At 70.3% G+C, this 13,790-nt stretch carries 12 protein-coding genes and 2 tRNA genes; all 14 read right to left on the bottom strand.

Annotated features, from left to right (window positions below; all coding sequences use genetic code 11):
- Positions 1–13: 13 nt before the first annotated feature.
- The gene (locus ACW5F0_RS01485; RefSeq protein ID WP_456964266.1) at positions 14–718 is read right to left on the bottom strand and encodes a polysaccharide biosynthesis/export family protein; all 705 of its coding nucleotides are present in this window, start codon (positions 716–718) and stop codon (positions 14–16) included.
- A gap of 29 nt (positions 719–747) precedes the next feature.
- A complete protein-coding gene (locus tag ACW5F0_RS01480; RefSeq protein ID WP_456964265.1) occupies positions 748–1,542 on the bottom strand; it encodes a tyrosine-protein phosphatase in 795 nt (264 codons plus the stop codon).
- A 145-nt stretch (positions 1,543–1,687) separates the two neighbouring features.
- Positions 1,688–1,761 (bottom strand) — tRNA-Cys (locus ACW5F0_RS01475).
- Positions 1,762–1,808: 47 nt separating this feature from the next.
- Positions 1,809–1,884 (bottom strand) — tRNA-Gly (locus tag ACW5F0_RS01470).
- A gap of 49 nt (positions 1,885–1,933) precedes the next feature.
- Entirely contained in the window at positions 1,934–2,530 is a 597-nt protein-coding gene (gene pgsA / locus ACW5F0_RS01465) for a CDP-diacylglycerol--glycerol-3-phosphate 3-phosphatidyltransferase (RefSeq protein WP_456964264.1), read from the bottom strand.
- Positions 2,527–4,440, bottom strand: a complete 1,914-nt coding sequence (uvrC, locus tag ACW5F0_RS01460; RefSeq protein ID WP_456998872.1) for an excinuclease ABC subunit UvrC — start codon at positions 4,438–4,440, stop codon at positions 2,527–2,529. The genes pgsA and uvrC overlap by 4 nt, the downstream gene beginning before the upstream one ends.
- A complete protein-coding gene (locus tag ACW5F0_RS01455; protein ID WP_456998871.1) occupies positions 4,437–5,861 on the bottom strand; it encodes a redoxin family protein in 1,425 nt (474 codons plus the stop codon). Before ACW5F0_RS01455 ends, uvrC begins: the two co-directional genes overlap by 4 nt.
- Positions 5,862–5,865: 4 nt before the next feature.
- Entirely contained in the window at positions 5,866–6,312 is a 447-nt protein-coding gene (locus tag ACW5F0_RS01450; RefSeq protein ID WP_456998870.1) for a hypothetical protein, read from the bottom strand.
- A gap of 136 nt (positions 6,313–6,448) precedes the next feature.
- Positions 6,449–7,240 carry a 3-deoxy-manno-octulosonate cytidylyltransferase gene (gene kdsB / locus ACW5F0_RS01445; protein ID WP_456998869.1) on the bottom strand — a complete coding sequence of 264 codons (792 nt, stop codon included), beginning with the start codon at positions 7,238–7,240 and terminating at the stop codon, positions 6,449–6,451.
- Positions 7,241–7,399: 159 nt separating this feature from the next.
- A complete protein-coding gene (gene lpxK / locus ACW5F0_RS01440) occupies positions 7,400–8,404 on the bottom strand; it encodes a tetraacyldisaccharide 4'-kinase (protein WP_456998868.1) in 1,005 nt (334 codons plus the stop codon).
- Positions 8,401–10,167, bottom strand: a complete 1,767-nt coding sequence (msbA, locus tag ACW5F0_RS01435; RefSeq protein ID WP_456998867.1) for a lipid A export permease/ATP-binding protein MsbA — start codon at positions 10,165–10,167, stop codon at positions 8,401–8,403. Before msbA ends, lpxK begins: the two co-directional genes overlap by 4 nt.
- Positions 10,164–10,610, bottom strand: coding sequence for an ExbD/TolR family protein (locus ACW5F0_RS01430; RefSeq protein WP_456964257.1), 447 nt, complete (start codon positions 10,608–10,610; stop codon positions 10,164–10,166). Before ACW5F0_RS01430 ends, msbA begins: the two co-directional genes overlap by 4 nt.
- Positions 10,611–10,617: 7 nt before the next feature.
- Entirely contained in the window at positions 10,618–11,295 is a 678-nt protein-coding gene (locus tag ACW5F0_RS01425; protein ID WP_456964256.1) for a MotA/TolQ/ExbB proton channel family protein, read from the bottom strand.
- A 187-nt stretch (positions 11,296–11,482) separates the two neighbouring features.
- Positions 11,483–13,723, bottom strand: coding sequence for a DNA internalization-related competence protein ComEC/Rec2 (locus ACW5F0_RS01420; protein ID WP_456999156.1), 2,241 nt, complete (start codon positions 13,721–13,723; stop codon positions 11,483–11,485).
- Positions 13,724–13,790: the final 67 nt, after the last annotated feature.

The following is a 13,790-nucleotide window of genomic DNA, read 5'->3' as shown; positions in this document are numbered from 1 at the left end:
GTCGTCATTCCGTTCAAAGCGCGAAGAACAGGCCCAGCGCCGGCACCGTCCGCAGGAACTCGCGGAAGGCCGACTTGCTGCCGGAACGTTCGATCACGATGATGTCGTCGCCATACACCTGCGGATCGTCCATGTCGCCGCGACGCACCGCGGCCAGGTCGAAGGCGGCGGCCATGCGCTCGCCGTTGACGTGCCGGAACAGCACCACGCCCTCGAGGTCGGCGAATTCGTCCAGGCCTTCGGCCATCGCCACCGCCTGCAGCAGCGTGGTCTTGCCGGTGAGCGGATAGATGCCCGGCTTCTTGACCGCGCCCTCCAGCGTCACCCGCTGGCTGGTGTATTCCTTGACGAAGATGCTGACCTGCGGGTTCTGCAGGTAGCCGTCGGCGTATTTCGCCGCCAGTTCCTTCTCCAGCTCCGGCACGGTGCGGCCACCGGCCATGACGCCGCCCACCAGGGGCACGTTGATCATGCCGTTGGAATTCACGCGTGCCTGGTGGTTGAGTTCGGTCACGCCGAAGACGCTGATCTCGAGCAGGTCCTGGGCCCCGACGCGGTAATCGGTCGCACCCTCATAGGCGCCCGAGGCGGAGGTGGTGTCGGGCGGCGGCAAGGTCACGCCCATGTGCGCGCGATGGGCGGCGCGGTTGGGCGACGCACACGCGCCCAGCAGCAAAGCAAACACGGCCGCGATCAGGAATCGGCTGGCTTTTTTCATGGGGGTACCTCGGAAAATCGTGACGGCGCTCAGGCAGTGCGCAGGAACCGCGCCAACAGGCCACGGCGACGGGACGTGGGCTCCGGCGCCTTCAGGGGCGGCAGTGTACCGGGTGCTGCGTCCGCCACGATGCCTGCAGGGCGCGTATTCACCATGTGATTGGCCTCGTCGGCGCCCACCAGGGCGGTCGCGGCCTCGCGCGCTTCCGCCAGGAACGGGGGCCGGCGCTCAGGATGATGGGCGTCCGTGGCAAGGATGTGGCAGTGCCCTTCGCCCACGAAACGCTCGCCCCAGTGCTTCGCACGGCGGCCGTGGCGGCCGGTGAGCGCGCCGGCGGTGACCTGGATCCAGGCGCCGCGGTGGGCCACGCGGACGAACGTGTCGTAGTGCTGCTCCACCCAGGTGAGACGTTCCGGATGTGTGATCACCGGCACATAACCTGAGGCGAGCAGTTCGAACAGCGTCTCTTCCAACCGCGGCGGGGCGACGTGGTGCGGCGGTTCGAACAGGAGGTAGCGCGAGCCGGCGATGGTCGGGATGCGGCCGCTGCGGATGCCGGCGACCAGGTTCTGGTCGAGGTGCACGTCGGCGCCTTCCACCAGCTTCAGCGCGATGCCCTCGCGATCGAGCTCGCCCTGCAGGCGGGCGATGGCCTCGCGGATGGCGGGGCCGGTGTTTTCGTACAGGCCAGGATAGATATGCGGCGTGCAGGCGGTCAGCGTGATGCCATCGGCCACGGCCATGCGCGCCATCTGCAGCGACATCGCCAGGTCGGTGGCGCCGTCGTCGATGGCGGGAAGCAGGTGGCAGTGGAGGTCATACAAAGCCGTGATTCCCTGGGTGGGTTCCGGGCAGCCCGAGATTTTACAGTTCCCAACCTCGCCGTTGCGTGAGCAGCGATCGCTGCTCCCACAGAAACAAAAACCCCGGCCGCATGCCTGCCATGGCAGGTGGGACCGGGGTCTGTGCTGGAGGCCTGAGTCGGAATCGAACCGGCGTACGCGGATTTGCAGTCCGCTGCATGACCACTCTGCCATCAGGCCGATGGGCTGATACAACAAGACCCCGTTTCCGGGGCCTTGTCAAAATCTGGAGCGGGAAACGAGACTCGAACTCGCGACCCCGACCTTGGCAAGGTCGTGCTCTACCAACTGAGCTATTCCCGCGTTGAGCCGGCTATTTTAGGGCTTAAAGGGAAAGTGTCAACACCTTGTGTCACCCGCGTTCGCCTTCCCGCAGGGCCGGCCAGGCGGCGCGCAGGTACAGGAACGCGGACCACAGGGTCAGCAGCGCGGCAACGGCCAGCATCCAGTCGCCGATGTGGAAGATCGGGCCGCCCAGCCAGGGCTCGGGCCGCGGCGGGTTCTTGTCGGGGGTCACGGCGTACAGCAGGCACAGCAGCGCGACCATCTGCACCACGGTCTTGAACTTGCCGATGGCGGCGACCTTGACGGTGGCGCGCTGGCCGAGCTCGGCCATCCACTCGCGCAGCGCGGACACGGCGATCTCGCGGCCCACGATCACCGCGGCCCAGAACGCCATCCACGGCGTGGGATGCCCCTGCACGATCAGGAACAGGGCGGTGGCGACCATCAGCTTGTCGGCCACGGGATCGAGGAAGGCGCCGAAGGCCGAGGACATCTGGAAGCGGCGGGCGATCCAGCCGTCCAGCCAGTCGGTCAGGGCGGCCAGGCCGAACACGCCCGCGGTGACGAAGTTGCTCCACTGCCAGGGCATGTAGAACGTCGCCACCATGATGGGGATCAGCAGCATGCGCAGCAGCGTGAGCCATGTGGGAAGGGTGAGCTTCATGGGTCCTTCTGGAGTCGCGTTGCACCCGGCGCGGGGGCGTCGAGGCCGTGCAGTGTGGCGTAAATCCGTTCGGCGAGCGCGTCGCTGACGCCTTCGACGCGCGCGATTTCCTCGACGCCGGCCGCGCGCAGGCCGCCCAGGCCCCCGAAATGCTTGAGCAGCGCGGCGCGGCGGCGCGGGCCGATGCCGGGGATGTCTTCCAGCCGGCTGGTGCTGCGCACCTTCTGCCTGCGGCCGCGATGGCCGGTGATGGCGAAGCGGTGGGCTTCGTCGCGCACCTGCTGCACCAGCTGCAGGCCGGGAGACGCGGCGCCGGGCTTGAGTTCGCGGCCGGGCTGTCCGTCAACGCCCGGCAGCAGCAGGGTTTCGTCGCCGGCCTTGCGCGCCTCGCCCTTGGCGACACCCACCACGACGATGCCGGGGATGCCGAGCTCGTCGAGCACGGCGTGTGCCTGGGCCACCTGCCCTGCCCCGCCATCGATCAGCAGCAGGTCGGGGAGCACGGCGTCGTCGTTGCCGGCGGCGCGCTTGAAGCGGCGCATCAGCGCCTGGTGCATGGCGGCATAGTCGTCGCCGGGCTCGATGCCGGTGATGTTGTAGCGGCGGTACTGGCCGCGCACCGGGCCTTCGACATCGAACACCACCTGGGACGCGACGGTGGCTTCTCCCATGGTGTGGCTGATGTCGAAGCACTCGATGCGCTTCGCGGGTTCGGCCAGGCCCAGCAGCTCGCGCAGGGATTCGACGCGCGCGGCCTGCGCGGCCTGGCTGCCGAGCATGGTGGCCAGCGAATTCTCGGCGTTGCGGCGCGCGAGGTCCACGTAGCCGGCGCGCTCGCTGCGGACGCTGGTCTTGATGACGACCTTGTGGCCGGCGGTCAGCGCGAAGGCTTCCTCCAGCAGCGGGACGTCTTCGATCACGCGGTCGAGCACGATCTCGCGTGGGGGTTGCTGGCCGGTGTAGTACTGGGCGACGAAGGCGGCCAGCACTTCGGCCGGATCATCGGCACCGTTGGTCTTCGGGAAGAAAGCGCGGGTGCCGAAGTTGCGGCCGTCGCGGAAGGCCAGCAGCAGCACGCAGGCGTGGACGCCCTGCATGGCGATGGCGAGCACGTCGAGGTCGGCGGCGCGGCCATCGACGTACTGGCGGGCCTGCATGCCACGCAGGCTGGCGAGGATGTCGCGCAGGCGGGCGGCCTCCTCGAAGTCCAGGCGCACGCTGGCGGCTTCCATCGCGTTGCCGAGTTCGTCGAGCAGTTCGTCGCTGTGGCCTTCCAGGAACAGGCGCACGCGGCGCACGGCGGCGGCGTAGTCGTCGGCCTCCACCAGGCCCACGCAGGGCGCGCTGCAGCGGCCGATCTGGTACTGCAGGCAAGGCCGGCTGCGGTTCTTGAAGACACTGTCTTCGCAGCTGCGCAGTTTGAACAGCTTGTGCAGCAGGTTGAGCGTTTCGCGCACGGCGACGACGCTGGAGTACGGGCCGTAGTAGCGCCCGGGCACCGACTGCGGGCCGCGGTGCAGCGCGATGCGCGGCCAGTCTTCGCGCGTCATGAGCAGGTGCGGGTAGCTCTTGTCATCGCGCAGCAGCACGTTGTAGCGCGGCTTGAGCGACTTGATCAGCTGGTTTTCCAGCAGCAGCGCCTCGGCCTCGGTGCGGGTGACCGTGACCTCCATGCGCGCGACCTGGCCCAGCATCGATGCGATGCGGGCGCTCTTGGGGCTGGCGCTGAAGTAGCTGGCGACGCGCTTCTTCAGCGCGCCGGCCTTGCCGACGTAGAGCACGCTGTCGTCGGCGGCATACATGCGGTACACGCCGGGTGCGGTGCTCAGGCCGCGGACGAAATCCTTGCCGTCGAAGGCGGGCGCGATGGACGCGGCGGGTTGGCCCGCTGCATCGCCGGCCGTGCTCATTCGCCGATGGGAACGTGCTTCAGGCTGCCGTTCCCGATGTCGTAGCGGAGCACGGCATGGGCGTCGGTGTCGGCGATCCACACCGCGCCACCGGCCACGGCCATGCCGCAGGGTGCGTGCAGGCGCTGCGGCAGTTCGATGGTGGTCAGTTCGCCGCCGCCCAGGCGCAGCGAGCGCAGGCAGTCGTTGCCGCTGTCGGCGATCCACAGCACCGGTGCGCCGGGATCGAGCGCGATGGCCTGCGGCTGCTGCAGGCGGGCGTCGCCGCGGGCGCCGTCGGCATTGCCGTGGCTCCAGGCATCCTGGCCGATGACGGTGGTGACCTGGCCGCTGCGCGCGTTGGCCGAGCGGATCGCGGAGCCGGCGGAATCGCAGACATAGACCACCTGCTGCACCGAAGCCAGCGAGGAAGGTTCAGCGAAGGCCGCCTTGCCGCGGACGCCGTCGACCACCGCCAGCTCGCCCGACCCGGCCACCAGCGACAGCGCCGGCGCGCCGAGGTCGAAGTGCCAGACGCGGTTGTCGCCGGCGGTGGCGATGTACAGGTTGCCGGCGGCCAGCGAGACCGCGCGCGGCTGGTCGAGCGCGACCATCCGCGGGTCGCCCACCGGGCCTTCGGTTGGCGTGCCGGGACGGCCGGCGCCGATCACGGTTTCGATGTCGCCGCCGCGCAGCTGGATGCGGCGCACCGCGTGGTTGCCGGTGTCGGCGATGTAGAGCGTGTCGCGCTCGATGCACAGCCCCTGCGGGCGGTTGAACGCGGCAAGCTCCATCGGGCCATCGATGAAGCCCGCGCCGCCGCTGCCGAACTGGCGCAGCACGCGGCCGCTCAGGTCGCACTCGAGCACCCGGTGGTGGCCGCTGTCGGCGACATAGAGATAGTTGCCCGACAGCGCCAGGCCGATCGGGAAGCGCAGCGGCAGGATGGGCTCGCCGCCGCGGCGGAGCTCGACGCGCTCGACGTTGAGGGAGCGCGGGGTGGCTTCGGCCTGCAGGCGGCTGACCGCGGCGTCGATGTCGCGCAGCTGGCCGTCGCCGACGAAGCGGTCGCGCACCTTGCCGGTGGCGTCGATCAGGACCACGGTCGGCCAGGCTTCGATGCCGTAGTGCTGCCACAGCACCCAGTCCGCATCGTGGCCGATCGGGAACTCGAACCTGTTGCGGGCGAAGCGCTTGACCACGCGCCGCGGCTCGCGCTCATGGTCGAAGCGAGGCACGTTCACCGCGACCACGTTGAGGCGGTCGGGGTGACGGTTGCGCAGGTGGCCGAGGTCGACCAGGGTCTGGGTGCACCAGGCCGAACCCGAGCTCACGAAGGCCAGTGCCGTGACACGGCCAAGCAGCTGCGACATGCGCAGCGGCTCGGTGATGTTCAGCCAGTCGATGCCTGGCGGGAATTCGGGCGCGGGCACGGCCTCCATCCGCTCAGAAGCCGAGCTTGGCCCTGGAACGGCCCGCAGCTTCCAGGTTGCGGCGCGAGTCGTCCTGCAGGCGGCGGCGTTCGGCGACCGTGCGGCACACCGTGGTGGGCATGCGGGTGCCGACCGGCGTCTCGCGGTTGCAGACCAGGCGACTGTCCTTGCTGGCCTGGGTGAGGATGTTGTTCACCTGCTCCTGCTCGTTCATCAGCGTGGCGCGGTCGTTGGGGTGCAGCTCGCTCGCCGAGGCATGCGTACCCAGCAGCCTCTGCATGCGGCCCAGGCCGGTGACGACTTTCTCGCGGTCCTCCGGCGCGAGTTCGGCGTAGGTCTCACCATCGGCGAGATCGGCCATCACCTGTTCACGCTGTTCGGCGAAGCTGGCCTTGCCGGCAATGTCGATCGACGCACCCTTGCTGGCCAAGGCCGGGCCGGCGAAAAGCAATGCCGCCAACAGAATCAGTCCCTTCCCCATTCCCTTCCCCTGCATTGTTTGGTGATGAGCGGCGATCTTACTGCACCTCCGCGAAACCGGCAGCCGCGCGGACAGGCCGCGCCGTGCGTCGACGCGGACGCCGGCTCCGGCGCGTTCAATGAATAGGGGATTCGCCGCGCTGGTCGGTCAGCCGGCGCTCGGCACGGGCAAGGTCTTCGGGTGTGTCGACGCCCGGCGGGAACGGCTCCGGTGACAGGGCCACCGCGATCCGGTGCCCATGTTCCAGCGCCCGCAGCTGCTCCAGCGATTCGGTCCGCTCCAGCGGCGTCGGCGGGAGCGCGGCGAAGCGCTTCAGGAAACCGGCGCGGTAGGCGTAGATGCCGATGTGGCGCAGCCAGTGCTGGCCCGATGGCAGTCCGTCGCGGCCGGCCGGCGTGACCCACGCATCGCGCGGCCACGGAATCGGGGCGCGGCTGAAATACAGGGCGTCGCCGCTGGCGGCGCGGACCAGCTTCACGGCGTTGGGATCGGCCAGGGTGGCGGCGTCCTCCACCGGCGTGGCGAGGGTGGCCATGTCGGCACCGGAGTCGACCAGGGCGGTGGCAACGGCGCGGATGCCGGCCGCCGGGGCGAAGGGTTCGTCCCCCTGCAGGTTCACGACCACGGTGTCGTCGGACCAGCCGGCGATCGATGCGCATTCCGCCAGGCGGTCACTGCCCGATGCATGGTCGGGCGAGGTCATGGCGATGCGCACACCACTGCCGGCCAGGGCCTCGGCGATGCGCGGATCATCGGCGGCCACCCAGACCGCCTCGGCGCCGGCGGCCAGCGCGCGGCGGGCGACGTGGAGCACGAGCGGTTCGCCGGCGAGGAGGCGCAGCGGTTTGCCCGGCAGGCGCGAAGCGGCATAGCGGGCGGGGATGGCGACGACGAAGGGGGCGGTCATCGCCGGATTGTGCCATCCCCCTGTTTTTGTGGGAGCAGCTCCAGCCTTTGTGGGAGCAGCCATAGCCTTTGTGGGAGCAGCTATAGCTGCGATCCGGCCCGCTGAGACCTCGCCAGCCATCGCTCCGCTCAGGGATTGCGATCGCAGCTATAGCTGCTCCTACAACAGCTGCTTCGGGGGCAGCTTCGCCAGGAACGCCACCCAGAACGCCTCCGGCAGCTCCGCGCGCACCGGCACGGCGTAATGCCGCTCGGTCACGAACGCAGCGCACTTCACTGCGTCCTTGGCGGTCATCAGCACCGGCAGGTCGCTGCCGAAGCGCAGGTCGTCGGCGACATAGGCGTGGTGGTCGGCGAAGGCATGCGGCACCACCGCGATATCGAGCGCGCGCAGCATGCTGAAGAAACGTTCCGGATCGCCGATGCCCGCGACCGCGTGCACGCGCTGGCCGGCGAAGGCGGACAGCGGACGATTGCGGCCGCCAAGCAGCGGCACCGCGTCGCCGGGCGCGAGCCACATCGGCCATTCGCCGAAGCCCGCGGCGATGTCCGGATCGCTGCCGGCGTTGAGCACGCGGAAATCGCAGCCCGCGCCGCGCTCGGCGGGTTCGCGCATCGGCCCGGCGGGCTGCGGCAGGCCGTTGCCGTGGCGGCGGCGGCCGTCGATGACTTCGATCTCGATGTCACGTGCCAGTGCGTAGTGCTGCAGGCCGTCGTCGCAGACCACGATGTCGCAGCCGGCGGCGGCCAAGGCGCGGGCGGCGGCGGCGCGGTTGCGGTCGACGCGCACCCGGGCTTCGGCCTGGCGCGCGATCAGTACGGGTTCGTCGCCGCCCTGGCTCGCGGGCGTGGTCGATTCGACCCATAGCGCCCTGGATTCGTCGGCGCGGCCATAGCCGCGACTGGCGACGCCGGGCGTCCAGCCTTCGGCGCGCAGGCGCTCGACGATGGCGATGGTCAGCGGCGTCTTGCCGCTGCCGCCGGCCACCAGGTTGCCGACCACCACGACTGGCACGCCAACCTTGTGCCTGCGCAGCAGGCCGATGCCGTACAGGCGCACGCGCAGCGCGACCAGCGCCGCGTACAGCTGCGATACCCCGCGCGCCCACAGCGGCACGCGCGCCCCGGGCTCGTACCACCAGCGCGGTGCCTGGCGCCGGCTCATGCCGCGCCGCCTTCGCGGAACTGCATCGCGTGCAGGTGTGCGTACAGGCCACCCTGCGCCAGCAGCTCGGCGTGGGTGCCCTGCTCCACCATCCGGCCGCGGTCGAACACCAGCACCTGGTCGGCGTGTTCGATGGTCGACAGGCGGTGCGCAACCACCAGCGTGGTGCGGTCGGGCATCAGCCGCTGCAGCGCGTCCTGCACCAGGCGCTCGGACTCGGTGTCGAGCGCGGCGGTGGCTTCGTCGAGGATCAGGATCGGCGCGTCGCGCAGGATCGCGCGGGCGATCGCCAGGCGCTGGCGCTGTCCTCCGGAGAGCAGCGAGCCGTTCTCGCCGATCGGCGTGTCCAGGCCCTGCGGCAGGCGTTCAATGAACTCCCAGGCGTTGGCGGCTTCCGCCGCGGCGCGGATGGATTCGCGCGGGGCGTCGACGCCGTAGGCGATGTTGGCGGCCACGGTGTCGTCGAACAGCGCCACGCGCTGGCCGACGAGCGCGACCTGGCGGCGCAGGTCGGCCAGCGGGTAGTCGGCCAGCGGCACGCCATCGAGGGTGATGCTGCCGGAGCTGGGCTCGTAGAAGCGCGGCACCAGGCGCACCAGGCTGGTCTTGCCGCTGCCCGAGCGGCCGACGATGGCGGTGACGGTGCCGGGCGCGGCGCGGAAGCTGACCTGCTCCAGCGCGCTGCCGTCGCCGCGCTGGTAGCGCAGGCCAACGTTGTCGAACACGAGTTCGCCGCGCACGCGCTCGACGGCGTGGCGGCCGCGATCGTCTTCCTCGACATCGTCGAGGATGGAGAACAGGCGCTCGGCGGCGGCCACGCCGCGGCCGATCACGCTCTGCACGTTGGTGATGCGGCGCAACGACGGGATGATGCCCATCATCGCGGTCATCAACTTCATGAACTCGCCGGGATCCAGGCGGCCGTCGAGCGCTTCGTGGATGGCGACCCAAACGATCGCCGCCAGCGCCAGCGCCGCGAGCACCTGCACCAGCGCCGAGGACATCGCGCGCGTGGCCTCGACCTTCATGTTCAGGCGCAGCACGCGGTTGGCCAGCGCGGAGTAGCGCGTCTGCTCGAAGCCCTGCGCGCCGTGCACCTTGACGTCCTGCTGCGCGACCAGCGACTGCTCGGCGCTGTGTGCAAGATCGCCCATGCCGCTCTGGATGCCGCGGCTGATGCGCCGATAGCGGCCGCCCACGTACCAGACCAGGACGCCGATCAGCGGCGCGATCAGGATCATCGCCATCGTCACCTTGACGCTGGTGTACAGCATCATGCCGAGCAGGAAGGCGATGGTCAGGCCGTCGGAGATGATCATCTTCAGCGCGTCGGCGCTGGCCTGGGTGACCTGCTCGGTGTCGAAGTTCAGGCGGCTGACCATCTGCGGCACGGCTTCGGTATCGAAGCGGCTGCTGGGCAGGCGCAGGTACTTGCCGAGCACCAGTTCGCGCAGGTCGCGCACCACGCTGCGGCCGGCGCGGGCGATGCCGTAGTCGGTGCAGAAGGTGGCGGCGCCGCGCAGCAGGAACAGGCCGATGATCGCCAGCGGCAGGATCACCGCCATCTCCGGCTTGGGATCGACGAAGCCGTCGTTGGTCAGCGGCTCCATCAGCCACACGAATCCGGCGCCGGCGGCGGCCTCGATCACCATGCCGACCATGGCGATGGTCAGCAGCGGCCAGTAGCGGCCGGCATGGCCGAGCAGGCGGCGGTAGGTCTGCCAGGGGCTGGGCGGCGGCTGTTCCGCGACGCTGGAACTCATCGCGCCGGATCCTGCACGACCGGCGCGCTGGCTTCGGGCGCGGTCGCGATCGAGATGCGGCGGAAGCCGAGCTGGCCGAGCGCGTCCATCGCGGTGACCACGGCCTGATGCGGGGTGCGGGCATCGGCGCGCAGCAGCACGGGGCGCTCGCGATCCTCACCCGCCACTTCGAGGATCGTGGACTTGATCGCTTCGACGTCGGTGCGCAGGGCCTCGCGGTCGTCGATGAAATAGCGGCCCTCGGCGTTGACCAGCACGGTCAGCGCGGGCTCTTCGCTGTCAGCCGCGCGTGCATCGGCACGCGGCAGCTCGAGCTTGAGCATCGATCGCGTGTCGAAGGTGGTAGTGACCACGAAGAAGATGATCAGCACCAGGATCACGTCGATCAGCGGCACGAGGTTGATCTCGGGGATGTCCTCGGCGCGGCGGTCGCGGATGCGCATGCGGGGCTCAGGCCTCGGCGGGGATGGTGGCGGGGGCGTGGCTGGCCTGTCCGCCGTGCACGGGCGCGGCGGCGCGGCGGTTGCGCGGATCGAGCGCGTCCATCAGCGCGATCGCCTCGTGCTCCATCTGCACGATGTAGCCGTCGATGCGGCCGCGGAAGTAGCGGTGGAACATCAGCGCCGGCACCGCCACCACCATGCCCGCGGCGGCGCAGACCAGGGCCTTGCCGATGCCGCCGGCAAGCTCGTTCATTTCGCCCATGCCGACGTCCATGATGCCCAGGAACATCTGGATCATGCCGACCACCGTGCCGAACAAGCCCAGCAGCGGGCCGACGCCGGCGATGGTGCCGAGCGCGTTGAGATGGCGCTCCATGCGATGCGCGAGGTGGCGTCCGACGTCTTCGACGCGCTCGCGCATTTCCTCGCGCGGGTGGTTGCGCATGTCGAGCACGCTGGCCAGCAGCGCGCCCAGCGGCGAGTTGCCGCGCAGGGATTCGACATGGGAAGGATCGAGCTGCCCGCCGCGACCAACCCAGTCGCGCACCTCGCGGCCCAGGTCCGGAGGCAGCACCTGGCTGCGGCGCAGCGTCCAGAACCGCTCGACGATGATTGCCAGCGCCACCGCCGACAGCAGCAGCAGCGGCAGCATCGGCCAGCCGCCCGCCTTGACCAGTTCCAGCACGTATCGACTCCTGGGGCCGTGGGGCCCGCCGGGAAAACAGGACCCCTAGGATACTGTGGGAGCGGCCCGTGGTCTGTGGGAGTCGCTATTTGTGGGAGCGGCGATTTGTGGGAGCGGCTAGAGCCGCACCATGGCCTCTGTGGGAGCGGCTATAGCCGCTCCCACAAAAACAAAAGCAAAAGGGCGGCTACCTGATGCGACCAGCGTCCCAGAATCGCGGCCGGCGCTGGCGCTCGGTCTGGTGCCGCAGCCCTTCCCCGGTCAGTCGCACCCGCACCGCGCCGTCCTCGGGCGTGGCCACGACCGCGGCCCCGGATCGCTCCCAGCGCGCGACCGCGCCGGCATCGGGATGGCCGAAGCGGTTGCCGTGGCCCGCCGACACCAGCGCCAGCCGCGGCGAGGTGGCGGCCACGAATTCGCCTGTCGATGAATGCCGTGAGCCATGGTGCGGCACCAGCACCACGTGTGCCGGCAGGTCTTCGGGTACGCGGCCGACCAGGCGCTGCTCGATGGCCTCGCCGATATCGCCCGGCAGGAGGATCGCGCCGTGCGCGGTCTCGATGCGCAGCACGCAGCTGGATTCGTTGCGCAGGTAGGGAAAGTGCAGCGGCGGATGCAGGAAACGGAAGGTGACGCCGTCGCGCTGCCAGCCGCTGCCCGCCAGGCAGTCCGCAGCGTCGTCGATGTCCGCGCCATCCGGCGCCAGCAGGCGTTTTCCGGGGAAGCGCCGGCGCACCGCGTCGAGGCCTCCAGCGTGATCGGCATCATCGTGACTGACCACCAGGGCATCGACGCGGCGCACGCCAAGCGCGTGCAGCGCCGGGACCACGGCGCGCTCGCCGGCGTCGTAGCCATCGCGGACCGCCGGCCCCATGTCGTAGAGCATGGCGTGGCTCGCCGTCCGGACCAGCACCGAGCTGCCCTGCCCCACGTCCAGCACCACCAGCTCGACCTCACCGTGCCCTGGCAGCTGGCGGTCGGGCCACAGCAGCGGCAGCCACAGCAGCAGCGCCAGCGACTTGCCCGGCACTCCACGTGGCAGCAAGAGCCAGAAGGCGGCGAGCAACGCCATCGGCAAGGCAAACCCGGCCGCTTGGGGCAGCCACACGAGAGACAGCGGACTGCCGCCCAGGCGATCAAAGAGCGGCCAGGACAGGTCGAACGCGGCGGCCGCCAGACGCCAGGCGCCGCCACCCCAGCCCGCGTGCAGGCCCTCGAGCGCCGTGCCGAGCAGCGACAGCGGCACCACGACCAGACTCCACCAGGGGATCGCCACCAGATTGGCCAACGGACCGGCCAGCGACGCCTGGCCGAAGAGGATGGCGGTCAGTGGCAACAGTCCGAGGGTGGCCACCCACTGCGCCGACAGGAAGTCGCGCAGCGGGCGCCCGCCGGCCTGCGGAAGGCACCACAGCAGCCAGGCCACGCCGCCGAAGCTGAGCCAGAAGCCTGCGGACAGCAGCGCCAATGGGGCGACCAGCACGATCGCGATCGCCGCCAGCGCCAGCGATTCAGGGATCCGCAGCGGGCGCCGCCACAGCCGCGCGGCGACGACCACGGCGATCATCAGCACGGTACGCACGGTGGGCAGCGCGAAGCCTGCGACCGCGGCATAGCCCAGCGCACCAAGGAAGGCCGCGGCGGCGGCGGCCTGCGGTCGCGGGACGACCGTGCACAGCCCCGGGAACAGCCGCCACAAGGCCGCACCCAGCAGCGCGAAGAAGCCGGCCACCAGGCCGACATGGAATCCGGAGATCGCGATCAGGTGGGTGAGGCCGGTGGCACGCAAGAGCTCCCAGTCGGCGTCGGCCAGCGCGCGGGTGTCGCCAAGCGCAAGCGCACGCACGTAGCGCGATGACGCACCCGGCACGGCCGCGGCGATGCGCGTGGCGATGCGGTCGCGCCAGGCATCGATGCCGCGTGCCGGCCGCAGCTGCTCCGCCGTGGCCTGCTCACGCACGTAGCCGGTCGCGGCAATGCGCGCGGCCATCGCGTTGCGCTCGCTGTCGAAGCCGCCGGGGTTGCGCAGTCCGCGTGGAGCGCGCAGCCGCAACTGCATGCGCCACGCCGCCCCGGGCTTGAGTTCGTGGCGCCGCGTGGGTTCGTCCGACCACTCGTTCTCGTACCAGGACAGGCGCAGCTTTTTCCCGCGCAGGAATGCAGGCAGCGCCGGATCGTCGTCGACGCGGAGCTGGAAGCGCGTGCGCCTCGGTTCGTCCTCCGGCAGACCGATGACGTGGCCGGTCACGGTGAAATCGCCGCGTTCGTGCTCCGCGGGCAACTGCGCGCCCAGCGACGCCGCCGCGTGCAGACCGCACAGCGCGAAGCCCGCCAGCATCGCCCCCGCCCATCGCCACCGACCACGGATGCGCCACCACGCCGCAAGTCCGATGACCAGGACCACTGCGAACAGCGCTATCGACGGCAGTGCCGGCAGCCGCAGGCAGCCCCAAGCCCCGACTACAAGCGCAGCCGCCGCCCCGACCCCCAGCGGT

This window comes from Luteimonas sp. A534 (genome assembly GCF_054072805.1).
The sequence above is the reverse complement of the archived record's forward strand: the minus strand, read 5'-3'. Positions and strand labels throughout refer to the sequence as shown.